Raw genomic sequence first — 22,128 nt, 5'->3', positions numbered from 1 at the left:
CTCAGCCCGCGCTCGTGTCGGGTGCCGTGATGCGGTGCACGGCGCGGCGAACGCGCGCCTCGTCGAACGGCTCGGTCGACAGGTACGAGTGGCGGATGAGTCCGTCGATGAGGGCGTCGATCCCGGGCGCTGCCTCGTCGCCGAAGAGCGGTGCGAGTGCGGTGCGACTCGCCTCCATCCAGCGCTGCGTGAGCGTGCGGTACTCGGGGCGGCGGATCGCGAGGGCGTAGAGCTCGGTCGAGAGGAGCATGTCGCGGTGATACTCCGATTGCTCCGATGCGATGAGACGCACGACGGCTTCGCGCGGGTCCGGCTCGTCGATCGCGGCCGCCATCATCTCGTCGAATCGACGCTGGGCGACCGACACCATCTTCTCGAAGGCGAGATAGAGCAGCTCGTCGAGGCTCGCGAAGTGGTACGTCATCGAGCCGAGCGGAACGTCGGCGACCTCGGCGATGCGCCGGTGGGTCGTGCCGACGACGCCGTGCACCTCGACGACGTCGAGCGTCGCCTCGATGATCCGATCCCGACGGTCGGGATCGAATCTGCGTCGTCGCGCCTCCGCCACTCAGAGCACCCGAGCGAGGCTCTCGAGCGCGGCGAAGCGGTCGGCGCCCACCGGCAGCAGCACGACGCTGTGAGCGCCGGCGTCGTGCAGTTCGGAGAGACGCGCACGTGCGTCATCCGGTGTTCCGACGACGGCGAGCTCGTCGACCCACTCGTCGGGCAGGTCGCGGACGAATGCCTCCCGGCTCTCGGCCGCCGCGCGGAAGGCGCGGAACTCGTCGGCGTAGGGGAGGGGCGCGATGTGCGGTTCCCAGTCGGGCTCGCCGATCCACTCGAGGCCTGGGCGGGCGAGGTCGCGGGCGGCGGCCGCGTCGTCGTCGACCGAGCCGATATTGAAGGCGACGATGCGGTGCGGGGTGCCGGTTCCTTCCGTGCCGATCGCGGCGCGTGCCGCGGCGATGTACTCGGGGGTGACGGGTTCGGCGAGCACGGTGCCGTCGGCGACCTCGCCCGAGACCGCGAGCGACTTGACGCCGCGCACACCCGCGAGAAGCGGCGGTGTGACGGGCGCGGGGCTCTCGAGGTGCACGTCGCGCACCGTCACGTAGCGGCCTTCGGTCTCGACGTGTTCGCCGGCGAGCAGCCCGCGGATCGCATCGAACTGCTCGCGCAGCATCGTGAGCGGGCTCGCGGGCCACGCGGCGAGCTGCCGCATCCACACCGGCATGCCGTGGCCGATGCCGACGTCGACCCGGCCGGGGAAGAGCTCGGCAAGGGTGTTGATCTCCATCGCGGCGAAGGCGGCGTTGCGCGCCGCGGCGGGCAGGATGCCGATGCCCACACGGATGCGCTCGGTCGCCGCGAGGACGGCGGATGCCTGTGCGACACCACCACGGAATCCGAGGTCTTCGACAACCCAGAGCTCGTCGAAACCGAGCGCGTCGGCGCGGCGTGCGAACTCGATGACGCGGTCGGCGGCGAGGTCGCGGGGGAGCATGACGCCGACGGCGCGGGTCGACGATCGAGGCGCGGGAGAGTTCATGCACGTCACACTAGCGGAAGTGTGTACATTTGTACGCATGACTGAACCGATTCATGGATCGCGCACTCCGCGCACCCGCCCCGCACCGATGTCGGCGGCGCTGCGTCGCCGTAAGTGGGCGATCTTCGTGTTCATGCTCATCGTCGGCATCTCGTTCGCCTCGTGGGTCGTGCGGACACCCGCCGTGCGCGACGCGATCGACGCCTCGACTGCGCAGATGGGCCTCGTGCTCTTCGGTCTCTCGATCGGATCCATGACCGGCCTGCTCTCGTCGGCGACGATCATCCGTGCGCTCGGCGCGCGCTGGACCGTGCTCATCGGCGGCTCGTCGCTGCTGCTCGGCGTGTTCCTCATGGGAACCATGGCGGGCGCCTCGTCGGCGATCGGCGTCTTCTTCGGCCTGCTGTTCTTCGGAATCGGCATGGGCATGGCCGAGATCGCGATCAACATCGAGGGCGCCCGCATCGAGCAGCTCTCGGGTCATTCCGTCATGCCGACCCTGCATGGCTGCTTCAGTCTCGGCACCGTCATCGGTGCGACGATCGGCATCGCGCTCAACGCGATCGCCTTCCCCGTCATCCTTCACCTCGTGCTCGCCGGTGCGGTCGGAGTCGCTGCCCTCCTGTGGGCGATCCCGGGGATCGCCGCCGACACGGGGCGCGAGGACCGCTCGATCGAGCGGCCGAAGCGCACGTGGGGCAGCCGTCTCTCGGTGTGGCGCGACAGCCGACTCGTGCTGCTCGGCGTCATCCTTCTCGCCCTCGCGCTCGCCGAGGGGTCGGCGAGCGACTGGCTCCCGCTGCTCATGGTCGACGGCCACGGCGTCTCGGCGACGTTCGGATCGGTCATCTTCACCGCGTTCGCCGTTGCCATGACGATCGGCCGTTTCTCGGGCGGACCGCTGCTCGCGCGCTTCGGACCGGTCGTCGTGCTGCGGGCGAGCGCCGTCGTCGCGGGAATCGGCATCGCGCTCGTGGTCTTCGCCGACAACGCGTTCGTCGCCGGCGCCGCGGTGCTGCTGTGGGGCCTCGGGGCTGCGCTCGGGTTCCCGATCTGCCTCTCGGCTGCGGCCGACTCCGAGGACTCGACCGCGAGCGTCGCGGCCGTCGCGACCGCGGGGTACATCGCGTTCCTCGTCGGCCCGCCGCTGCTCGGATTCGTCGGCGAGCACATCGGGCTCCGCCTCGCGATGCTCGTCGTGCTCGCGATGGTCGCGATCGCGGTGTTCCTCGCGCCGGCCGCGCGGCCGCGGGAGAAGGTCGCGGCCTAGGCGCTCGTCGTCTCGCCGTCGGCCGGGATGCCGCCGGGCTCGATCGTCCACGGGAGTCCGAGGGCGAAGGTGGGGCGCGAGAGGTCCTGACGCTGGATGTGCAGGTGCGGCTCGGTCGAGTTGCCCGAGTTGCCGCACTCGGCGAGGGGCTGGCCGGTCGCGACGCGCTCTCCGCGCTCGACGGTGATGCTGCCCCGGCGCAGGTGCGCGAGCACCATGTGGCTGCCGTCGGCGAGGCGGATGACGATGTGGTTGCCGAGCATCGCGCGCGGGCCGAAGATCTCGCGGATCGCGCTCTCGACGTAGAAGTAGGCGAGTGCGGAGCCACTCGCGCGGCTGAGGTGGTCGCGAGCGGTTCGCGTGACGCGCACGACCGTGCCGTCGGCGGGCGAGAGGATCGGGCGACCGAACGAGGGGTACTCCTCCGGGGCCGTGAACCCCGCTGACGGCCGGTCGTCAGAGCCCTCGCCCGCATAGAGCAGATCGACCGCGAACGCCTGGCCGAGACCGTGGGTGCCGTGGCTCGGAACCTTCGTCGTCGGTGAGTTGACCGCGAGCCACGGTCCGGTCACGGGGGAGGCGAGCGTGGCGGGTTCGCCGCCCGCCGTCGGTGCCCAGACGGTGGCGACGAAGCCGACGGCGATGAGGACGAGGCCGAACGGTAACGCCACGAGGATGAGCGCCGCAGGGGCATCGTCGTCGATCAGTCCCCAGGCGGTGGAGATCAGGATGAGCGCGACGCCCACGATGGTGAGCGGAACACGTGTTCGTGCGAGCAGTCGGGCGATCATGTCAGCGAGTCTAGGAGGGGTGAGAAACTTGCTCTGGTGGTTACATGTAAAAAGGCTGGTTGACGGTGTGTTCGGTGCTCGCTCGGGTTGGTCGCCGGGAGTTATCCACAGGTGGTCGGCGGGCTCGGTCGGATGTCGGTGGTTCGAACTAGTCTTCTAATGTGATCGATTCGACGGGTGAGGCGGGCAGTGGCCCCGAGGGTGCCGAGGGTGCCGATGGTGCTGCTGGCCCGCGCGGGGTGACGATCTCGCAGGCCGAGTTGCTCGACAGGGTAATGACGGACGCCGAGCAGTTTGCGTTCGAGGCGAACCGTGTTGCGGCACGTCGCCTGGCGACGATCGGTCGGGCGATTCGGATGGCTCGGGAGAACCCGCACATCTACGTGCTGCCGGAACTCATGACCCGTGCCGAAGCTCGGGACTGGGCGGTGCGTGCCGCGGCGACCGAACTGTCGATGCGGCTCCTCATTCCGACAGCGACCGTCTTGAACGAAGCCGCCGAAGCACACACGCTCGCCGCTCGGTTGCCGAAGCTGTGGCTGGAGTTCCTCGACGGGGCGACGTCGTACCCGATCGTGCGTGCCGCCGTCGAAGCCATCACCGGGTGGGGCGACGATGACGCGGTCGCGCGGTTCGATTCCGAGCTCGCCGGAATCGCCGGACGCGTCACCGTCGCATCGTTCCGGTCTCGCGCGAAGCGTCTGCGCGACCGCCTCAGTGCCGCGACCCTCGCCGAACGCCACCGGCGTGCGCTCACCGAACGACGGGTCGTGTTCGAGGACGCCCCCGAGGGCATGATGTGGCTCCACGCGCTGGTGCCCGCACTCGACGGGGCCAAGATTCGCACCCGGTTGAACGCGACCGCCAAGCAAGCCTCACGGGTTACCGGTGAGACCCGCACCCGGGACCAACTCCGTGCCGACCAGCTCTCCGACTGGCTCACCGGCGCCGGAACCCCGACCGCGGTCCAGACGCGCGTGCTCGTCACGGTGCCGCTCATGGCGGGACTCCTCGAGAAGCCCGTGCGTGATGCGCGCACCACTCCCACACCGCTATCCACAGCACCAAGGCTGCCCGCGCACCCCTGGCTCGACGTCGCCACGATCGACGGATACGGACCGATCAGCACCGAGACCGCCCGCCAGATCTTCGACACCGCGACCGCATTCCGTCGCCTCATCGTCGACCCCATCACCGCCGAACCGCTCTACCTCGACCGCACGCAGTACCGACCATCACAGGCACAACGCGACTGGTTGACCCTCACCTACCAACGCTGCTCGAGACCCGGGTGTAACAGCCTCGCCGCCACATCCGACATCGACCACATCCACGACTGGGCCCACGGCGGCAGAACCGACATCGACAACCTGGCACCACTCTGCCCACCCGACCACACGCTCAAACACACCACGTGGCTCGGTCCCGAACAGCCATCGCAACTGCAACCGCAACCGCAACCAGCAGCGTCACCGCCACCGTCGCCATCACCGGAAGACACGGCCGCCGAGCAGCTCACGCTCGATCCGAGACCGCCCCGCCGACGCTGGACCAGCCCGACGGGTTACACGAGCGACTCCGACATTCCGCCCTTCTGACGGGCCGAACTACGCGATGTCCGGGCGCCCGAGGTGCAATCCTGGCGCGATGTTCCACGTGGAACGGCGTGCCCGGAACGTCAGTGCACCGCGAGCGTCACAGACCTAGAACGTCAGGACTTCACGAGCGCGACAGCCGCCGCGATCATGCCGACCGAACCGACGAAACCGATGAGGGCGATGACGCTCCAGAGGATGATTTCCATACGTCCAGTGTGCCTGCTCGTCTCGCTCGCGCGAAAACGGGGCTCAGCCGAAGACGTGCATACCGGCGGCGAGACCGACGCCGAGGCCGATCGAACCGACGGAGACGGTGGCGATGATGGTCCAGAACCCCACGGCCGAGAGACCGGCGCGGTCACCTCCGTCACGCGGGGCGCGCTCCCGTCGACGCGGTGCTCGGGGTGCCGACGCCCGAAGGGCGCGACGCGTCCGGCGGCGACCGCGCTTGTCCATGATCATCGAGCGGATGAGGTCGCGCATCGTCGCAGCCACGTCGTGCGCGGTCGGACGATCGTCGGGTTCGCGCTCGGTCATCGCGGTGAGGAGATCGTGCCAGTCATCCGGAAGATCGCCGGGGATGTCGGGGGAGCGGCTCAGCCGCGCGAGCGCGGCCTCGACGGGAGTTCCGGTGAACTCGCGTTCGCCGGTGATCGCTTCGAGGAGCACGAGTCCGAGTGAGTACACATCGCTCGCGGTGCCCACGTCGGTGCCGCGGGCTTGTTCGGGAGAGATGTAGTTGGCCGTGCCCAGGATCGTATTCTGATCGGTGAAGCGCGCCGCCTCGACGAAGTGCGCGATACCGAAGTCGGCGAGCTTGGCGGTGATCGTGTATCCGAGCGACGCCGCATCCGACAGCAGCACATTGTCGGGCTTCACGTCACGGTGCACGATTCCGCGAGCATGGATGTACGCGAGAGCGTCGGCGATCTGAGCTCCAACGTCGGCCACCTGGCGCCGCGTCAGCGCCACACGCTTCTCGAGGCGGCTCGAGAGGGCTCCGCCATCGACGTACTCCATGACGACGAAGCGTCGCGAGACGTCGCCGTCGAGGAAGACCCCGGCGTCGTAGACCTCGACGAGTCCGGGGTGCTGCAGCGAGCCGAGCAGACGAATCTCGCGCTCGTGACGCACCTCGTCGTGAGGGGTCTCGGGCAGACGGAAGATCTTGATCGCGACCGACCGGCCGATCTCACGGTCGCGGGCCAGGTAGATGTCGGCCATACCCCCCGAGCCCACGTGCTCCGACAACTCGTACCGTGAACCGGTTCGTTGTCCGAATCCGCGTGAGCGCGTGCTCGAAGAGTCCAGCACAGGCGCCTCCGCCCTCAGGCCGCCTGCTCACGGACGCTAATCGTCCAGCCACACAGCGGGTCACGTTCACTCTACATTCCGTGATCTGCCCAAATGAGGGCTTGACTTATGGCTGCGGCAACCGTTCGATCCAGGCGAAGAGTTCATCGAGTGCCCGAAGGGCGATGAGTCCGTGCCCTGTCTTCGGGATCTGTTCGAACTCGACCGTGACTCCGGCCTTCCGTGCAGCGTCGACGAATCCCTCCGTCACCTCGGGCTTCACGAGCTCGTCGATGTCGCCCTGCGCGACGAACATCGGTACGTCGATCGTCGACGGGTCGACACTGTTCTCGGCGAGCATCGTCGCCCAGGGCTCGACCTTCGTCGGGTCGCCCGAGAGGAATCCGCCGATGAGCGGCGTGGCGATCTCGTGCAGTTCCTTGTTCTGCCCGAGGAGGCACAGCTCGTTCATCTTCGGCACGGCCTCGACGGCGACGGGGGTGAGGATCGTGCTGAGCTCGCTGCCCGGCGTCGAGGCGTAGACCTCCGAGAACGCGGTGAACGCGTACGACCCGATCGTGACGCCCGAAACGTCGCCGATGTCAGCCGAGAGCAGCCCGCCGAGTTCCGTCGCCGGAGCGGCGACGGCGACGCCGTGCACGCTCAGTTCGGGCGCGTAGTCCGACGCCTCGCCGGCGGCGAAGAGCACGGCCTGACCGCCCTGCGAGTGACCCCACAGGATGACGTCGTCGTTCGCCTTCGTCTCCGGGATCGACCGCGCAGCCCGCGCGATGTCGAGCACGTTCCGGCCCTCGGTCGTGCCGATCAGGTACGAGTCGGGCCCCGCGGCGCCCATTCCCGAGTAGTCGGTCGCGGTCACGACGTAGCCCTTGTTCAGGAAGTCGTAGAGACCCTCGACCCAGTCATCCGGGTCGATGCCGAGCGAGGGAGCGCACCGCTCGGCGGCCCCCGTCGTCGGGTGCCCCCACGACATCACGGGGCGGCCGCCGGCGGGTGCGTCGCCCGTCGGCGAGATCACGATGCCCGAGACGAGGATGTCGGTGCCGTGCACGTCCTGCGAGTGGTAGAGCACGCGCCATCCGATCGACCCGTCGGGGGCGGAGTGCAGGCGTTCCGTGCGCACCACGGTTCCCGGTTCGCCCGCGGGGATCGGGTCGGGCAGTACGTAGAACGGATGCTCCGAGAGCTCGTCGAGCGCGCCGCCGACGACCCGGCGATCGACCTCGGGCGAACACGCAGCCAGTGCCAGCACGGCTGCGGCCGCGACGAGGACGATCGCCGAGCGCATCGATCTACGCCGTGAAGTCGCGTGCCAGGCCGAGGAGGGTGCGGGCGCCGAAGCCCGTCGCACCCTTCGAGCGCCACGCGTCGTCGGAGTCGGACTGCATCGTTCCCGCGATGTCGAGGTGAGCCCACGGGGTCTCGCCGACGAAGTCGTTGAGGAACAGCGCGGCCGTCGTCGCTCCCGCGTACCGCGAACCGCCGATGTTCGAGATGTCGGCGATGTCGGAGTCGAGTTGCTTGCGGTACTTCTTCTCGAGCGGAAGCTGCCACACCTGCTCGTCGACGCCGGATGCCGCCGTCTTGACCTTCTCGACGAGCTCCTGGTTGTTGCCGAAGAGTGCCGCCGTGAGCTGGCCGAGTGCCATGAGCGCCGCGCCCGTGAGGGTCGCGATGTCGACGACGGCGTCGACGCCGTCCTCCGTCGCGAGCACGAGGGCGTCCATCATGACGAGGCGGCCCTCGGCGTCGGTGTTCTTCACCTCGACGGTCGTGCCGCCGCGCGCCGTGAGCACGTCGCCGAGCTGCATCGCGCTGCCCGACGGCATGTTGTCGGTGCACATGAGCCAGCCGGTGACCTTCGCCGTCGCACCGAGGTCGCGCAGAGCACTGAATGCTCCGAGCACGGCCGCCGCGCCACCCATGTCCATCTTCATGAGCAGGTGCATGGGGTCGGACGGCTTGAGGCTGATTCCGCCCGAGTCGTACATGATGCCCTTGCCGACGAGACCGAGGTGCCCGGTCGCGTCGCCCTCGGGCGTGTACGTGAGCTTGATCATGCGCGGCTCTTCCGCGCTGCCCGCGTTGACGCCGAGCAGGCCGCCCGTGCCGAGCTCGATGAGCGCGGCCTTGTCGAAGACCTCGACGGCGAAGCCGAAGCGCTCGCCGAGTACCGTCGCGGCGTCCGCGAAGTCGGTCGCGGTGAGGTGGCCGGGGGGCGTGTTGCAGAGGTCGCGCGCGATCGTCGCGGCCCGCGCCGAGACGACGCCTTCGGCGACGGCGGATGACGCCGAGCCATCGATCCCGTCGATGAGCAGTTCGAGACGCTCGAGGTTCTTCTCGGGGCGCTTCTTCTTGAGCTCCGTGAAGCGGTAACGCGCGAGCACGGCACCCTCGACGAGTGCCCGCACGGCGGCCGCCTCATCGACGTCGCCGAGCGATCCGACCTGGAAGCCGATCGACGCGAAACGGCTCGTCGCGCGCGAGAACGCCGCGACGGCGTCGCGCAGGCTCGCGTCGGTCTGCTCGTCGCGAGCGCCGCCACCCACGACGACGAAGAGCGGGCCGGAGGCGAGGGGCAGCACGAGCGTCTGGCCCGCCTTGCCCTCGAAGCCGGCGCGCGCGAGCGACTCGCGGTCGAGGTCGAGCCCCGCGGGCAGGTCGCCGTCGGCGTGTACGAGCACGCCGAGAGCGTCGACGGAGCCGATCTCACCGACGACCTCGATCACGGTCTCGACGTCGAGCGACGGAGTGGCCGTGAAATCGTCGGGGATCAGCTTGTTGGGGGTTCGAGTCATGAGACGTCCTTCGTGATCGTTGCGTTCTCGCCGGCATCCGCCTTCTCGTCGACCGAGTCGTCGATGGCGTCGAGATCATCAGGTTCCAGCTTCTCAGGAAGATCGCCCGAGCGGCGCCCGGGCATGCGGCCGGCCGGCACGATCGCGAGGAGCGACAGGGCGGCGAGGCCGAGGAGGGAGATCTGCAGGGCACGCAGGCGCGCCTCGGCGTTGATCTCGATGGCGAGGTCGAGCTCCGGCCCCGTCGCCCGGTCGGCGAGCACCGCCGCGAGCTGGTCGTCGGTGAGGAAGTCGGCCTCGGTGAAGTTCACCTGCGAGATGAGCTCGTCCGACACCTCGGGGTGCTCCTGCGCGCTCGCGTAGAGGATCGTGCCGAGGGTGCCGACCGCGAACGCCGTCGCGACGGCGATACCCACGCTGCCCGACAGGTTGTGCACGAGGCCACGCCACGCACCGACATCCCCCGCCAGTTCCTTTGGCGCCGCTGAGAGCAGCGTGTTGAAGACGAGCGCCACGATCGCGCCCTGACCGAGTCCGAGCAGGATGAGCCCCGCGACGACGAAGAACTGGCCCCACTCGCCGCGGATCGTGAACGCCAGGAGCGTGAGTGCGCTCGCGACGACGATGAAGCCCGAGCGTGCGATGACGCGCGGCGCGAACTTCGCGTAGAGGAAGGCGACGAACGTCGACGCGAGGAAGATCGAGAGCGTGTACGGAATGATCGAGAACGACGTCTCGATGCCCGAGAGCCCCTGCACGACCTGCATGTAGAGCGGGATGAGGAAGTTCGCGGCGGTTCCGACGAAGAGCATGGTCGCCATGCACGCGGTGACGGCGAGCTCCGATCTCGTCGCGAGCACGCGCAGGTCGAAGATGCGCGACCGCTTCGCCGTCTGGCGTCGACGCACCCACGTGAAGAAGATCTGGCCGCCGATGAGGCCGAGCACGATGAGGATCGGTGCGGGCGAGAGGCCGAGCACGTCGAACGGAGCCTGATCGGTCGCGAGCCACGTGCCCCACGAGGCGAGACCGCTGAAGCCGAAGCTCAGGAGGATGATCGAGCCGGCGGCGATGAAGGCGCCCGTCCAGTCGATCGAGAGCTCGGGCTGCGGAGGCACGACCTTGAGGCGGAAGCTCAGCAGAAGGTTGACGGCGCCGAGCGCGACCACGAGGGCGAACGACCAGCGCCAGCCGATCGTCGTCGCGAACGTTCCCGCGATGAGGAGGGCGAGGACGCCGGCCGCGGGGATCGCGGCGGCGAGCAGACCGATCGCGCGGGCCTGCTGATCACCGCGGTAGTTCGTCGCGATGAAGACCGTGAGCGCCGGGGCGATGAGGGCGATGACCGCGCCCGACGACGCCTGCGCGATGAAGAGCATCGCGGGGCTCTGGCTGAGCGCCACACCCGCCATCGCGAGGGCGTGCACGGCGACCGCGATCTGGAACACGCGACGCGTGCCGAACCGGGAACCGAGCTTCGCTCCGAGCAGGATGAACGCCGCCATCGCGAACGTGCCCGCCGTGATCGCCGTGCCGACGCTTGTCGCCGGGGTGTCGAGGTCGGTCGTGATGCCGGCCATCGAGACCGTGAGCGCATTGACCGCGAAGGACGCCTGGATCTGCGTGAGCACGACGACGATGAGGGGGAGCCACGACGCTTTCGCTGTGGGTGCCGCGGCGGGGGAGGAGGCCATGGGTGTCCGATCGACGGTGTGGATGGTGCGCACAGCGTACCGCTGGCGATAACCGCGAGGGATAGAGTCCGAGCATGGATCCCATCGCGACGACACTCGTCATCCTCGGGCTCGCGATCGTCGCCTTCCTCTCCAACCGCGTCTCGATCGGTGTCGTCGCCCTCGGGGTCGCCGTCGCGCTGTGGGCGACGGGCGTGTTGACCCTCGGTGAGGCGTTCGCGGGGTTCGGCGATCCGACCGTCATCTTCATCGCCGCCCTCTTCGTGGTGAGCGAGGCGCTGGATGCCACGGGCGTGACGACCTGGGTGGCGCAGAAGGTGCTCGGTGGGGCCGGGACGAGCAAGGCGAAACTGCTGCTGTTCCTCATGATCCTCGTCGCGGGGCTCACCGCGCTCATCAGCGTCAACGGCGCCGTCGCCGCGCTCGTGCCCGTCGTCGTGGTCGTCGCGACCCGCTCGGGCCTGTCGCCGTCGAAGCTCCTGCTGCCCCTCGCCTTCGCGGCCCACGCGGGATCGATGCTCGCCCTGACCGGCACGCCCGTCAACATCCTCGTGTCGGCAGGGGCACGGGATGCCGGTGAGCGGCCCTTCGGCTTCTTCGAGTTCGCCCTCGTCGGTGTGCCCCTCGTCGTCGGCACGCTCCTCATCACGATGCTCTTCGGTGAGCGGCTGCTGCCGAAGCGCACGCCCTCGGTGCTCGGCACCGACCTGAGCGACCACGCGAGCACGCTGCGCGAGACGTATGACCTCGCGACGAGCTCGATCCCCGTGATCGGTGCGGAGAGGGGTGTCAGCGAAGTCGTCATCCCACCGCGTTCGCCGCTCATCGGCCTCGACGTCTTCCCCGGCATGTGCACGCCGAGCGGCGACCTCGTGATCCTCGCCGCCCGGCGCGCGGGCGAACCCGTCGATGGCAAGAGCCTGCAGGCGGGCGACTCGCTGCTGCTGCAGGGCACGTGGAGCGACCTCGAACGGCACACCCTCGGGCACGACGTGCTCGTCGTCGACGCCCCCGACGCCGTGCGCCGCACCGTTCCGCTCGGCCACGGCGCGAAGCGCGCGATCGGCATCCTCGTCGTGATGGTCGCGCTCCTCGCGACGGGGCTCGTGCCCGCGGCCGTCGCGGCGCTCCTCGCCGCCATGGCGATCGTGGTCTCCGGAGTGCTGAAGCCCGCGCAGGTGTATCGCGCGATCTCGTGGCAGACCGTCGTGCTCGTCGCCGGCATGATCCCGCTCTCGACGGCGTTCATGACGACCGGTGCGGCCGACCTCATCGCCGACGGACTGCTCGACGCGATCGGCGACTCGGGCCCGCAGCTCGCCCTGCTCGCGATCTGCGTGCTGACGATGATCCTCGGTCAGATGATCAGCAACACGGCGACGGTGCTCATCATGATCCCCGTCGCACTCTCGGTCGCCGCGACCTACGAGGTGTCGGCGCTGCCCTTCATGATGGCGCTCACGGTCGCCGGCGCCGCCGCCTTCCTCACGCCCATCGCGACGCCCGCCAACACGATGGTCTTCGCGCCGGGCGGCTACCGCTTCGGCGACTACTGGAAGCTCGGGCTTCCGCTCCTTCTCTTCTTCCTCGTCATCGCGGTCTTCTACGTGCCGCTCATCTGGCCGTTCTGAGAGGGGACGACATGGACTACCGAACACTCGCCGAGGGCCAGCGCTGCCAGATCTTCATCGCTGGCGTCGACGGCGGTGAACCGCGACTCCTCCTCGAGACGACCGAGATCCTGCTCGAGGCCCCGAACTGGACGCTCGACGGTCGGGCGCTCATCCTCAACGGGCACGGCGATCTGTGGCGTCTCGACGTCGAGACGGCCGAGCTCACGCAGATTCCGCTCGAGGGCATCCCCGCTCTCAACAACGACCACGTGCTCGCGCCCGACGGCGAGACGATCTACCTCTCGGCCAACGACTGGCACATCTACCGGGCGCCCCTCGCGGGCGGCCACGCCGAGCGCATCACGAACGACGGCGTGCCCGAGTACCACTTCCTGCACGGCGTGAGCCCCGACGGGGCGACGCTCGCCTACATCGGCCTCGAGCCGGTCGACGGCAACCCCTGGGCGCGGGCGAACGTCTTCACGATCCCCTCGGCGGGTGGGGATGACACGAAGCTGACCGACACCGATTCGCCCGCCGATGGAAGCGAGTACTCGCCCGACGGGCAGTGGATCTATTTCAACACCGAGCAGTTCAGCGAGACGCCGGGGCACGCGCAGATCGCGCGCATGCGCCCCGACGGCTCGGATGTCGAGCAGCTCACGTTCGACGGCGTCGTCAACTGGTTCCCGCACTGGTCGCCCGACGGCGCGCTCGCCGTGTACCTGAGCTTCCCCGCGGGGACGGAGGGGCACCCCGCCGACCTTCCCGTCGAACTCAAGCTGGTGGAGGATGGGGCATGGACCGAGCCCACGGTCGCCGTGCGCCTCTTCGGCGGCCAGGGCACGATCAACGTCAACAGCTGGTCGCCCACGAGCGACCGGTTCGCCTACGTCGCCTACCCGCTCGACTGATCGGAGACACATGACCCGGCACTGGACACCCCTGGCCGTGGTCTACGTGCTCATCGCGATCGGCGGGCTCGTCGTGACGTGGTCGTTCAACGCCCTCGCGATCATCCAGATGCGCGACTACCTCGGCGACCTGTTCACGAGCGGCCCCGCGGTCTCGTCGATCGGTTTCGACCTGCTCTTCGTGGCGGCGGCGGGAAGCATCTTCATCATCGTCGAGGCGCGCCGGCTCGGCATGCGTTTCGGGTGGCTGTACGTCGTCGCCTCGGGGCTCACGGCGTTCGCGTTCACCTTCCCGTTGTTCCTCGCGATGCGTCAGAGAACGCTCACGGCGCGACGTTCTGTGAACGAGCACAGAGAGGGTGGAGAAGCGTCTCTCGATCGGTAGTCTGTCGAGGTGATCCAGTACCTCCGCGCCTCCGGCGTCAGCCTCGTCATCGATGCCCGACCGGGCACCACGCCCGCCGTCCTGCACTGGGGCCGCGACCTCGGTGACCTCGACGAGACGGCGCTCGCCGCCTTCGCCGACTCGGTCGCCGCGAGCGTGCCGCCGAGCGCGATCGACGAGCCGCTGCGGCTCACGCTGCTCCCGTCGTTCGCCGACGGCTGGTCGGGTCGACCGGCGATCGAGTACTCGGCCCCGACCGGATGGGCGCGCACCGGCGACGTCGCCGAGGGCGCCGTCGAGTTCGGCCCGCTCGACGCGGCGACCGACATCGAGCTCACGCCCGAGGGCGTGCTGCGGGTGCGGCACCGACTGCAGAACCGCTCGGATGTCTCGGTGGGCCTGCACGCGGCATCCATCGTTCTGCCGGTGCCCTCGCGTGCCCGCGAACTGCTCGACTTCTCGGGCCTCTGGGCGCACGAGCGCCGGCCCCAGCGCATCACGCCCGGCCACGGCGTCTGGTCGCGCGAGTCGCGTCACGGCCGACCGGGCCACGACGACCCGTACCTCGTCGTCGCGGGCACGCCCGGATTCGGCTTCGAGTCGGGCGAGGTCTGGGCGACCCACATCGCCTGGAGCGGCGACCGCGTGCAGTGGTTCGAGCGCTCGTCGCTCGGCCCGACGACGCTCGGCGGCGGCGAACTCCTCGCGCCGGGCGAGCTCACGCTCGAGCCCGGCGACGAGTACACGTCGCCGTGGGTCGTCGGCGTCTGGTCGGACGCGGGCCTCGACGGAGTCTCCGACCGACTGCACCCGTGGATCCGCTCGTGGTCGACGATCGACCGCCCCCGCCCGCTCATGCTCAACACGTGGGAGGCCGTCTACTTCGAGCACTCCCTCGAGGGGCTGCAGCCGCTCATCGACGCCGCCGCGCGCGTCGGCGTCGAGCGATTCGTGCTCGACGACGGCTGGTTCGTCGGGCGCAATAACGACCGCACCTCGCTCGGCGACTGGTTCGTCGACGAGACGAAGTGGCCAGGCGGTCTCAGCCCGCTCATCGAGAAGGTGCACGCGGGCGGTATGGAGTTCGGCCTGTGGTTCGAGCCCGAGATGGTGAGCCCCGAGTCGGAGCTCGCCCGCACCCACCCCGACTGGATCCTGAGCGACGTCCGCGCCTCGACGTGGCGTCACCAGCACGTGCTCGACCTCGCGAACCCCGATGTCTTCGACTACATCTTCGGCCGTCTCGACGCACTCCTCGGCGAGTACGCGATCGCCTACGTGAAGTGGGACCACAACCGCGACGTGCTCGCCCCGGGTGCGCACGCGCAGACCGCGGCGCTCTACCGGCTCATCGACGCGGTGCGTGCCGCCCACCCCGGTGTCGAGATCGAGTCGTGCGCGTCGGGCGGGGGGCGCATCGACCTCGGCATCCTGCCGCGCACCGACCGGGTGTGGACGAGTGACACGAACGACCCGCTCGAGCGCCAGCTCATCCAGCGCTACTCATCGCTCCTCGTGCCGCCGGAGTACCTCGGCGGTCACCTCGGAGACGCGCGAGCGCACACGACGGGCCGCACGTCGAGCCTCGCGTTCCGCCTCGCGACGGCGTTCTTCGGCAGTGCAGGCATCGAGTGGGACCTCACCGAGGCGACCGACGCCGAGCTCGACGTCATCACCGCGTGGGCGACCGCCTACCGCGAGCGTCGCGCCCTCCTGCACTCGGGTCGCGTCGTTCGAGCGGATGCCGCGGACGAGGCGACGCTCGTGCACGGCGTCGTCGCGCCCGACCGTTCGACCGGGCTCTTCGCCTCGGTGCTGCTCGCGGCCCCCGAGGCCGCCCTGCCGCCCGCCGTGCGCCTGCCCGGTCTCGACCCCGAGCGCACGTACCGCGTCAGCGTTCTCGAGTTCGGCGCGGAGACGCCCCGCATCGACAACTCGCAGCCGACGTGGTTCACCGAGGGCGTCACGCTCCGCGGCTCGGTGCTCGGCGAGGTCGGTCTGCCGCCGCTCCTCATGGCGCCCGAGAACGCCGTGCTCCTCGAAGCCGTCGCCATCGACGCGTAGGCTGGGCATTTCGTTCGAGGGGAGACGACGATGACTGACACCGCTGCACCCGGGTGGTACCCGGACCCGGCCGGCACCGGCGGAACGCGCTGGTGGGACGGCACGGCATGGGCGGGCGAGGCCTCGGCACCCGTCGCGGCCCCGGCGCGCGCGACGGTTCCGGAGGGCACGCCTGTCGACACCGTCTGGATCTGGCTCGTCGTCGGCCTGCCGCTCGTGAGCGCATTCTCGATCTTCCTGCTCGACGTGCCCGCGTTCATCCGGGCGACGATCGAGAACCCCGCGACGTCGTCGTTCGCGCTCATCTTCAGCGCCTCGTACGTCGCGATCCTCGCCCTCGGCTGGGTGATCTACGGCCTGCTCGTGCTGTTCGCCTACCTCGACTACCGCGAGCTCGGTCGCCGCGGTTTCCCGCGCCGATTCCACTGCGCCTGGGCGTTCCTGAGCAGCATGGTCTACAGCATCGGCCGCCCCATCGTCGTGAAGCAGCAGGCCGGCCGAGGGTCTGCCCCGATCTGGGGGACGATCGCGGTCTTCGTGCTCACTATCGTGGTCGTCACGGTGTGGACGATCTGGTTGATCGTCGAGACGATCGACACGATCGGCGCCTACACCGGAACGTACTCGTACTGATCGTTCGAAGGGGAGCCTCATGAGACGTCCATTCGCCGCGGTGGCCGCGGTCTTCCTGCTCGGTGTGGCCCTCACGGGCTGCGCGACCTCGACGCCCGGAGAGGACGGCGACGTGCTCCCTCCCGTCACGGTTCAGATCAGCGACCTCGAAGGCACGACCGTCGAGGTTCCCGAGGGCGGCGTCATCAACCTCAGCGGTGACGAAGCCGACGTCGAGGGCTGGACGGCGAAGGTGAGCGACGACTCGATCGTGTCGTTCGTCGAGGGACGCGACGACGGCAGCGCCGTCTACAACCCGGGCCTCGAAGCGAAGAAGGTCGGCTCGACCGAGGTGCTGCTCGCCAACCCGGATGCCGGTGAGAGCGTCAGCTTCACCGTCGAGGTCACGCCGAAGTCGTAGTCACCAGCGGTTGTGCACCTGTTCGGTCCAACCGTAGAGACTCGCGAACTCGATGAGCTCGCCGTCGACGTCGATGCTCCCGCTGAACTCGCCGAAGAGTTGATGCGTGCTCGAGGCGACGACGAAGAGGCTCGTCTTCGATGACCGCTCGTGCACCGGGCGGAACCTGATGTCGAGGCCGGGCCCCGTGATGCGCCACGGCGACATGAGGTCGCTCGCGTCGTAGGTCCACTCGAGTTCGTACGGGAGCTTCGTGACCACCCCGTCGATCGAGACGCCGTTCTCCGTCATCCCTGTGCCGACGGTCCAGCCGCCCCCGAGCATGAGGCCGACGACGCGGGCGCCGACGTAGCCCGAGGCGCCGCCCCAGTTCCAGTTCATGGCGTACGGCCACCGCCCGCGGCCGTGGTCGAGCATGGCCCATGATTCTCCGAGCGGCAGCCTCGTCGTCACGCCGTCGATCTCGATCGCGCCGCGCACGGGTCGGCTGACATCTTTCGCGGCGTACTGGAAGAGCCGCGTCGACCACGGCACGACGACGGCGAGCATCTCGTGCCCGCTCGGACGCAGAGCGATGACGTCGAGATGGAGGCGGTCGGTCTCGGCTGTGATGCGGGTGCCGCCGTCGATCTCGCTCATCGAGATCTCGAGCCGTGGAGACCGCGCCGTCGTGGGCTTCGTGCCGAGCGTGCCGGCGAGAGAGACGCCACGCGAGAAGACGGAGACGACGGTCTCGTCGATCGTCGTGAGTGTCGCTCGATCGAGGAACCAGATCTGGCTGAAGTTGCCGTAGTCGCCCGCCGAGACCGTGACTCCGATGACGTGATCGGGCGTCGTGATGGCCCAGTGGTCCCAGCGCTTGTTGCGGCCCCACGCGAAGAGTCCTCGGCCGATGCGATCGGTGTTGTGCAACGGAGTGCGGGTCCACCCGACCGCGTCGGGGTTCAGCCGACCATCGCGCAGGCAGAGATCAACCGGAGCTACGATCTCGCGCTCGACTCGCGCGGCAGGTTCAGCCACGACTCTCCTCATTGATAGACGTCAGCCTAGAAGCTGAGCCTACCGGGACATGCCCCCCGATCAGGGGTATTAGCCGAGGAGCAGGGTGCGCAGCTGGTCGGCCGAATGCACGACCGCCATCGCCTGTTCGGCCTCGGCCGGGCTGCCGTAACCCCACTCGACGAGGATCGTCGGAACGCCGTTGACCGCGGCGCCGAGGGTGTCGTAGCTGCGGTCGCCGACCATGACGGCGTGCTCGGTGTCGACACCGGCCTCCTGCAGGCGGCGGAGGGCCTCGGCGACGACGTCGGCCTTCGCGCTCCGCACCTCGTCGTCGGTCGCGCCGCAGATGACCTGGAAGTACTCGGCGAGACCGGCGTGCTCGAGGATCGGCACCGCCATCGACTCGGGCTTCGACGTCGCGAGGGCGAGGGGGATGCCGGCGGCGTGGACCTGCGCGAGAACACCGGCGACACCCGGGAAGACGGGGGCGTTGACCGAGTGTCCGACGTAGTTCTCGCGGTAGATCGCGAGTGCCGCGAGTGCCTGCTCCTCGTTGAAGCCCGCGAGGGCGCGGAGCGTGTCGAGCAGCGGCGGACCGACGTAGCGCAGCAGCTCGGACTCGCCCGGCACGGGCAGCTCGAGCGTGCGGAACATGTGGGCGAGCGAATCGGTGATCGCGGGCGCCGAGTCGGTGATCGTTCCGTCGAGGTCGAAGAGTACGGCCGACCAGGTGCGCTGCAGAGTGTGGTTCACGAAGTCATCCTTGGGGAGAGGAGGAGCGGGGGGAGGGTCAGAACAGGCGTGTGTGCGAATCGTCGATGCCGCGCATCGCGTCGTAGTCGAGCACGACGCAGCGGATTCCGCGGTCTTCCGCGAGGGTGCGAGCCTGCGGCTTGATCTCCTGCGCGGCGAAGACGCCGGCGACGGGAGCGAGTCGCGGGTCGCGGTTCATCAGTTCGAGGTAGCGCGTCAACTGCTCGACACCGTCGATGTCGCCGCGACGCTTGATCTCGACGGCGACCGATGCGCCCGCGGCATCCGTCGCGAGGATATCGACGGGGCCGATCGCGGTCATGTACTCGCGGCGGATGAGGCGGTGCCCCTCGCCGAGCACCTCGATCTGCTCCGCGAGGAGCTTCTGCAGGTGAGCCTCGACGCCGTCCTTCTGGAGGCCGGGGTCGATACCGAGCTCGTGGTCGGAGTCGTGGAGGATCTCGTAGATCGACACGACGAGGGTGTCGGCCGTCTTCGTGTGGGTGACGCGCCAGGTCTCGACGATGCCGGCTTCGCGCTGCTCGTCGTCGGGCTCGCTCGACTGCAGGGTGCAGGGCGGACTCATCCAGTTGAGGGGCTTGTACGACAGCGAGTCCGAGTGGACGAGGACGCTGCCGTCGGCCTTCACGACGAGGAGTCGCGTGGCGAGAGGCAGGTGTGCCTGGAGTCGCCCGGCGTAGTCGACGGAACACTTCGCAATGACAAGACGCACCCGTCGAGCCTAGAGCCTAGGAGTCGGACTCGTCGGCGCCGGGCTCGTCGTCGACGGCGGGCAGGCGCGACTGCAGTTCCCGCAGCTCGTCGGGGTCGAGCGACATCCACGGACCGCCGGGATTGATGACGAGGCCGGCGAACGGCTCGGTGAGCGCGTCGCTCACGACGCGGTTCACGTCGATCGCGGCGACCGCGGCCCGAGGGTCGCGAGCGAGCACCTCGGCCGCCGAGGTGAAGGCGAGGTAGACGGGCTCGCCCGCCGGGTTCGTCGACGTCGCCACCTCGACGCGGCCGTCGTCGTGCTCGGTGACCGCGTAGAGCAGCGTGCCGCCGAGTGCGAGGGCCTCGATCACGGCCTCGCGCGAGCCCATGGGCTGCACGATCGCGGCGGCGACGGCGTCGTTGTGGGCGTTCCGCAGCACGAAGTGCAGGTGGGCGACCTCGAGCGCACACGTCGGGCCCGCGGGATCGATGTAGAGCCATGCGAAGCCCTGGCTCACCGCAAGTTCGAGCGTCGCGATCGCGGTCTGTCCGATGGTCTGCACGCTGTCGCGGTCGTCGGGGTGCAGGTCGCCGACCTTCTCCTGGCTGGTGAAGGCGAACATCGCGCGCCCTCCGTCGGGCGCCTCGCCTTCGCGGAAGACGATCCGCGAGCCGGCCGCGATCGACGTGCCGTCCTCGGTGTAGGTGATGCTCGAGCCCGTGGCATCCATGAGGAGCTCGCCGTGCAGGCTCGCGCGCAGGACATCGAAGTACGTCGCCTGGTCGGGCGCTGCGGCGAAGGCGGCTACCGCCGCGCGAAGGAGGGTGTTGTCGACGAGCTCGGCCATGCCCTCGAGTCTGTCACGCCGACGATCAGGGGGCTTCGGGCGGGACCGCCTCGTGGTGCCGGGCTCCGTGCGTGCGCCGGTCTTCCTTCATCTCGGCCTCGAAGAGGTGGCGCTTGCCGTCGACGAGCTCATCGCGCGCGGCCTGCTCGGCCGACTTCGCGGCCGCGTAGTAGCCCGCGTCGTACTCCTCGACGATCTGGAACGTCCACCGGCCCTCGATGACATTGCGGCCGACGATCTCGGTCTCGATGCGGTCGGCGATCGCCCCGTGCCCGGCGTCGCGCAGCAGGTCGACGGCCTCGCCGATCGCGAGGTCGGCCTTGCCCGCCAGGCGGTGGAAGCGGTACAGCGAGCCGCGGGCGTCCTCGATCACCTCGAGCGCTTCCGAGAGCTTGCCGAGCGCCTCGACCGTCTGGTCGTCGACACCCTGCGGTCGGACGTGCTCGGGGCGCGGTCGTTCTCTGGATTCGGTCATGCCTTGATTCTCGCGCGTTCCCGCGCGGCAGGGGCGGCGAGTCCGGCGACGACGAGAAGTCCGAGGAGCACGAGCAGGGCGTTCAGGATGCCGAGGTTCTCGCCGAGGAAGCCGAGCAGCGGCGGGCCCGCGAGGAACGCGCAGTAGCCGATGATCGCGACGGCGCTCACCCGTGCGGCGGAATTCTTCGCGTCATCCGCCGCCGCCGACATCCCGACCGGGAAGCCGAGGGCGCAACCGAGGCCCCACAGCGCCGTGCCGACGAAGAGCATCCAGGGCTCGCCGCCCCAGATGAAGAGGCTGAGGCCGACGATGCCGAGTGCGGCCGAGACGCGCAGCACGGGCACGCGGCCGAAGCGGTCGAGCACGGGGCCGCCGATGATGCGCGCGATCGTCATCGCGGTGACGAAGGTGCCGAACATGAGAGCGCCGGTCGTGTTCGAGAGGCCGTGGCCGTCGACCGTCGCGAGGGCGAGCCAGTCGTTCGCGGCGCCCTCGTTGAACGACATGCCGAGCATGACGACGCCGATGAGCAGGAGGCGCACGTCGGCCCAGACTCGGAGGCTCTCGGCGAAGCGCTCGCGCCACGGCCGACGCGGCGCGGTCGAGCCCGCGGGGCGGGTGTCGTCGCCGACGGCCTCGCGCAACGGGATGAAGCGCACGGTGACGAGGACCGCGATCGCGATGAGCGCGGAGATCGCGACGAGGTGCCAGAGCACGGGGATGCCGACGGCCGAGGCGAGCGCGCCGAGGCCCGCACCCGTGACCGTGCCGAAGCTGAAGAAGGCGTGCATGAGCGGCATGAGCGTCTTGCCGATCTCGCGCTCGGCCTCGGCGCCCTCGACGTTCATGACGACGTCGACGCAACCGTTGCCGAGACCGAAGAGCGCCATGCCGACGATGAGCACCGGGACCGACCCGAAGACCGTCGAGCCGATGCCGATGATGACGAGTCCGACCGAGACGAGCAGGAGGCACCCGATCATGGCGCGGCGGGCGCCGACGCGGGCGAGCAGCCAGGGGGCGAGCACGAGGCCCACGACGGAGCCGGCCGACATGCCGAGGATGACGAGGCCGACGACGTCGAGGGCGATGCCGGCGTCGTCGCGCACGGCCGGTACGCGTGACACCCACGACGCGAGGCTGAGGCCCGAGAGGAAGAAGATGGCGAACACGGCGTTCCGCCACGAGGTCAGGGATCGCGGCTGCTGCGCGGTGCGGGGGGAGGTCTGTTGTGACATGGTCTCTCGTCATCGAATCGATTCGATCGAATCGATTCGAATAGACTAGAGGCGGCCACAGACACTGTC

General features: G+C 69.3%; 21 protein-coding genes. 8 read left to right on the top strand and 13 right to left on the bottom strand.

The genetic code is table 11. The features are described from left to right. Position 1: 1 nt before the first annotated feature. On the bottom strand, positions 2–568 hold the full coding sequence (locus tag BJ972_RS17710; protein ID WP_129172320.1) for a TetR/AcrR family transcriptional regulator: 567 nt from the start codon (positions 566–568) through the stop codon (positions 2–4). Then, entirely contained in the window at positions 569–1,549 is a 981-nt protein-coding gene (locus BJ972_RS11460; RefSeq protein WP_129172321.1) for an LLM class flavin-dependent oxidoreductase, read from the bottom strand. A 37-nt stretch (positions 1,550–1,586) separates the two neighbouring features. Between BJ972_RS11460 and BJ972_RS11455 the strand changes: the two genes are divergently transcribed. After that, entirely contained in the window at positions 1,587–2,819 is a 1,233-nt protein-coding gene (locus BJ972_RS11455) for an MFS transporter (protein WP_129172322.1), read from the top strand. Here BJ972_RS11455 and BJ972_RS11450 read toward each other — a convergent pair. Continuing rightward, positions 2,816–3,610, bottom strand: a complete 795-nt coding sequence (locus BJ972_RS11450) for a M23 family metallopeptidase (RefSeq protein WP_129172323.1) — start codon at positions 3,608–3,610, stop codon at positions 2,816–2,818. The two genes, BJ972_RS11455 and BJ972_RS11450, sit on opposite strands and share 4 nt — an antisense overlap. Positions 3,611–3,771: 161 nt before the next feature. On the opposite strand from BJ972_RS11450, the gene BJ972_RS11445 reads away from it, so the two are divergent. Next, positions 3,772–5,208, top strand: coding sequence for an HNH endonuclease signature motif containing protein (locus BJ972_RS11445; RefSeq protein ID WP_129172324.1), 1,437 nt, complete (start codon positions 3,772–3,774; stop codon positions 5,206–5,208). A 249-nt stretch (positions 5,209–5,457) separates the two neighbouring features. Here BJ972_RS11445 and BJ972_RS11440 read toward each other — a convergent pair whose 3' ends face one another. The 4 genes from BJ972_RS11440 to BJ972_RS11425 form a co-directional block, all read right to left on the bottom strand. Further along, positions 5,458–6,522, bottom strand: a complete 1,065-nt coding sequence (locus tag BJ972_RS11440) for a serine/threonine-protein kinase (RefSeq protein WP_277871217.1) — start codon at positions 6,520–6,522, stop codon at positions 5,458–5,460. Positions 6,523–6,628: 106 nt separating this feature from the next. Beyond that, the gene (locus tag BJ972_RS11435; RefSeq protein ID WP_129172326.1) at positions 6,629–7,810 is read right to left on the bottom strand and encodes an alpha/beta fold hydrolase; all 1,182 of its coding nucleotides are present in this window, start codon (positions 7,808–7,810) and stop codon (positions 6,629–6,631) included. A gap of 4 nt (positions 7,811–7,814) precedes the next feature. Then, the gene (locus BJ972_RS11430) at positions 7,815–9,320 is read right to left on the bottom strand and encodes a leucyl aminopeptidase (RefSeq protein ID WP_129172327.1); all 1,506 of its coding nucleotides are present in this window, start codon (positions 9,318–9,320) and stop codon (positions 7,815–7,817) included. Beyond that, positions 9,317–11,014 carry an MFS transporter gene (locus BJ972_RS11425; RefSeq protein ID WP_129172328.1) on the bottom strand — a complete coding sequence of 566 codons (1,698 nt, stop codon included), beginning with the start codon at positions 11,012–11,014 and terminating at the stop codon, positions 9,317–9,319. Before BJ972_RS11425 ends, BJ972_RS11430 begins: the two co-directional genes overlap by 4 nt. A gap of 74 nt (positions 11,015–11,088) precedes the next feature. Here BJ972_RS11425 and BJ972_RS11420 point away from each other — a divergent pair, with 74 nt between their 5' ends. The 6 genes from BJ972_RS11420 to BJ972_RS11395 are packed head-to-tail and all read left to right on the top strand — an operon-like array spanning position 11,089 to position 17,023. Continuing rightward, positions 11,089–12,645, top strand: coding sequence for an SLC13 family permease (locus tag BJ972_RS11420; protein ID WP_129172329.1), 1,557 nt, complete (start codon positions 11,089–11,091; stop codon positions 12,643–12,645). An 11-nt stretch (positions 12,646–12,656) separates the two neighbouring features. Continuing rightward, positions 12,657–13,541 carry a TolB family protein gene (locus BJ972_RS11415; RefSeq protein WP_129172330.1) on the top strand — a complete coding sequence of 295 codons (885 nt, stop codon included), beginning with the start codon at positions 12,657–12,659 and terminating at the stop codon, positions 13,539–13,541. Between the two features lie 10 nt (positions 13,542–13,551). Continuing rightward, positions 13,552–13,926 (top strand): DUF2834 domain-containing protein, encoded by a 375-nt coding sequence (locus BJ972_RS11410; protein ID WP_129172331.1) that lies wholly within the window; start codon positions 13,552–13,554, stop codon positions 13,924–13,926. A gap of 9 nt (positions 13,927–13,935) precedes the next feature. Beyond that, on the top strand, positions 13,936–15,990 hold the full coding sequence (locus BJ972_RS11405; RefSeq protein WP_129172332.1) for an alpha-galactosidase: 2,055 nt from the start codon (positions 13,936–13,938) through the stop codon (positions 15,988–15,990). A gap of 30 nt (positions 15,991–16,020) precedes the next feature. After that, a complete protein-coding gene (locus tag BJ972_RS11400; RefSeq protein WP_129172333.1) occupies positions 16,021–16,623 on the top strand; it encodes a DUF2510 domain-containing protein in 603 nt (200 codons plus the stop codon). A 19-nt stretch (positions 16,624–16,642) separates the two neighbouring features. Next, a complete protein-coding gene (locus BJ972_RS11395; protein WP_129172334.1) occupies positions 16,643–17,023 on the top strand; it encodes a type II and III secretion system protein family protein in 381 nt (126 codons plus the stop codon). On the opposite strand, the gene BJ972_RS11390 is transcribed toward BJ972_RS11395, so the two are convergent. From BJ972_RS11390 to BJ972_RS11365, 6 genes are all read right to left on the bottom strand, one after another. Beyond that, a complete protein-coding gene (locus BJ972_RS11390) occupies positions 17,024–18,043 on the bottom strand; it encodes a DUF2804 domain-containing protein (protein WP_206736458.1) in 1,020 nt (339 codons plus the stop codon). It abuts the gene before it with no gap. 69 nt (positions 18,044–18,112) lie between these two features. Continuing rightward, positions 18,113–18,778, bottom strand: a complete 666-nt coding sequence (locus BJ972_RS11385; protein WP_241830688.1) for an HAD hydrolase-like protein — start codon at positions 18,776–18,778, stop codon at positions 18,113–18,115. A gap of 37 nt (positions 18,779–18,815) precedes the next feature. After that, positions 18,816–19,511: an endonuclease NucS gene (gene nucS / locus BJ972_RS11380; protein WP_129172336.1), complete on the bottom strand. Its 696-nt coding sequence runs from the start codon at positions 19,509–19,511 to the stop codon at positions 18,816–18,818. 16 nt (positions 19,512–19,527) lie between these two features. Beyond that, positions 19,528–20,343 (bottom strand): SseB family protein, encoded by an 816-nt coding sequence (locus tag BJ972_RS11375; protein ID WP_129172337.1) that lies wholly within the window; start codon positions 20,341–20,343, stop codon positions 19,528–19,530. Between the two features lie 25 nt (positions 20,344–20,368). Beyond that, positions 20,369–20,818, bottom strand: coding sequence for a hypothetical protein (locus BJ972_RS11370; protein ID WP_129172338.1), 450 nt, complete (start codon positions 20,816–20,818; stop codon positions 20,369–20,371). Continuing rightward, complete coding sequence (locus tag BJ972_RS11365; RefSeq protein WP_129172339.1) at positions 20,815–22,059, bottom strand: MFS transporter; 1,245 nt, start codon at positions 22,057–22,059, stop codon at positions 20,815–20,817. The genes BJ972_RS11370 and BJ972_RS11365 overlap by 4 nt, the downstream gene beginning before the upstream one ends. Between the last annotated feature and the right edge of the window lie 69 nt (positions 22,060–22,128).

Source organism: Agromyces atrinae (assembly GCF_013407835.1).
GTDB lineage: Bacteria > Actinomycetota > Actinomycetes > Actinomycetales > Microbacteriaceae > Agromyces > Agromyces atrinae.
Note: the sequence above shows the minus strand (reverse complement) of the source record. Positions and strands in the feature narration are given on the sequence as shown.

Excerpts from the sequence above, each read along its gene's own strand:
- BJ972_RS11460 (WP_129172321.1), bottom strand. The coding sequence starts at position 1,549 with ATGAACTCTCCCGCGCCTCGATCGTCGACCCGCGCCGTCGGCGTCATG.
- BJ972_RS11455 (WP_129172322.1), top strand. The coding sequence starts at position 1,587 with ATGACTGAACCGATTCATGGATCGCGCACTCCGCGCACCCGCCCCGCA.
- BJ972_RS11450 (WP_129172323.1), bottom strand. The coding sequence starts at position 3,610 with ATGATCGCCCGACTGCTCGCACGAACACGTGTTCCGCTCACCATCGTG.
- BJ972_RS11435 (WP_129172326.1), bottom strand. The coding sequence starts at position 7,810 with ATGCGCTCGGCGATCGTCCTCGTCGCGGCCGCAGCCGTGCTGGCACTG.
- BJ972_RS11430 (WP_129172327.1), bottom strand. The coding sequence starts at position 9,320 with ATGACTCGAACCCCCAACAAGCTGATCCCCGACGATTTCACGGCCACT.
- BJ972_RS11425 (WP_129172328.1), bottom strand. The coding sequence starts at position 11,014 with ATGGCCTCCTCCCCCGCCGCGGCACCCACAGCGAAAGCGTCGTGGCTC.
- BJ972_RS11420 (WP_129172329.1), top strand. The coding sequence starts at position 11,089 with ATGGATCCCATCGCGACGACACTCGTCATCCTCGGGCTCGCGATCGTC.
- BJ972_RS11415 (WP_129172330.1), top strand. The coding sequence starts at position 12,657 with ATGGACTACCGAACACTCGCCGAGGGCCAGCGCTGCCAGATCTTCATC.
- BJ972_RS11410 (WP_129172331.1), top strand. The coding sequence starts at position 13,552 with ATGACCCGGCACTGGACACCCCTGGCCGTGGTCTACGTGCTCATCGCG.
- BJ972_RS11400 (WP_129172333.1), top strand. The coding sequence starts at position 16,021 with ATGACTGACACCGCTGCACCCGGGTGGTACCCGGACCCGGCCGGCACC.
- BJ972_RS11395 (WP_129172334.1), top strand. The coding sequence starts at position 16,643 with ATGAGACGTCCATTCGCCGCGGTGGCCGCGGTCTTCCTGCTCGGTGTG.
- BJ972_RS11375 (WP_129172337.1), bottom strand. The coding sequence starts at position 20,343 with ATGGCCGAGCTCGTCGACAACACCCTCCTTCGCGCGGCGGTAGCCGCC.
- BJ972_RS11370 (WP_129172338.1), bottom strand. The coding sequence starts at position 20,818 with ATGACCGAATCCAGAGAACGACCGCGCCCCGAGCACGTCCGACCGCAG.
- BJ972_RS11365 (WP_129172339.1), bottom strand. The coding sequence starts at position 22,059 with ATGTCACAACAGACCTCCCCCCGCACCGCGCAGCAGCCGCGATCCCTG.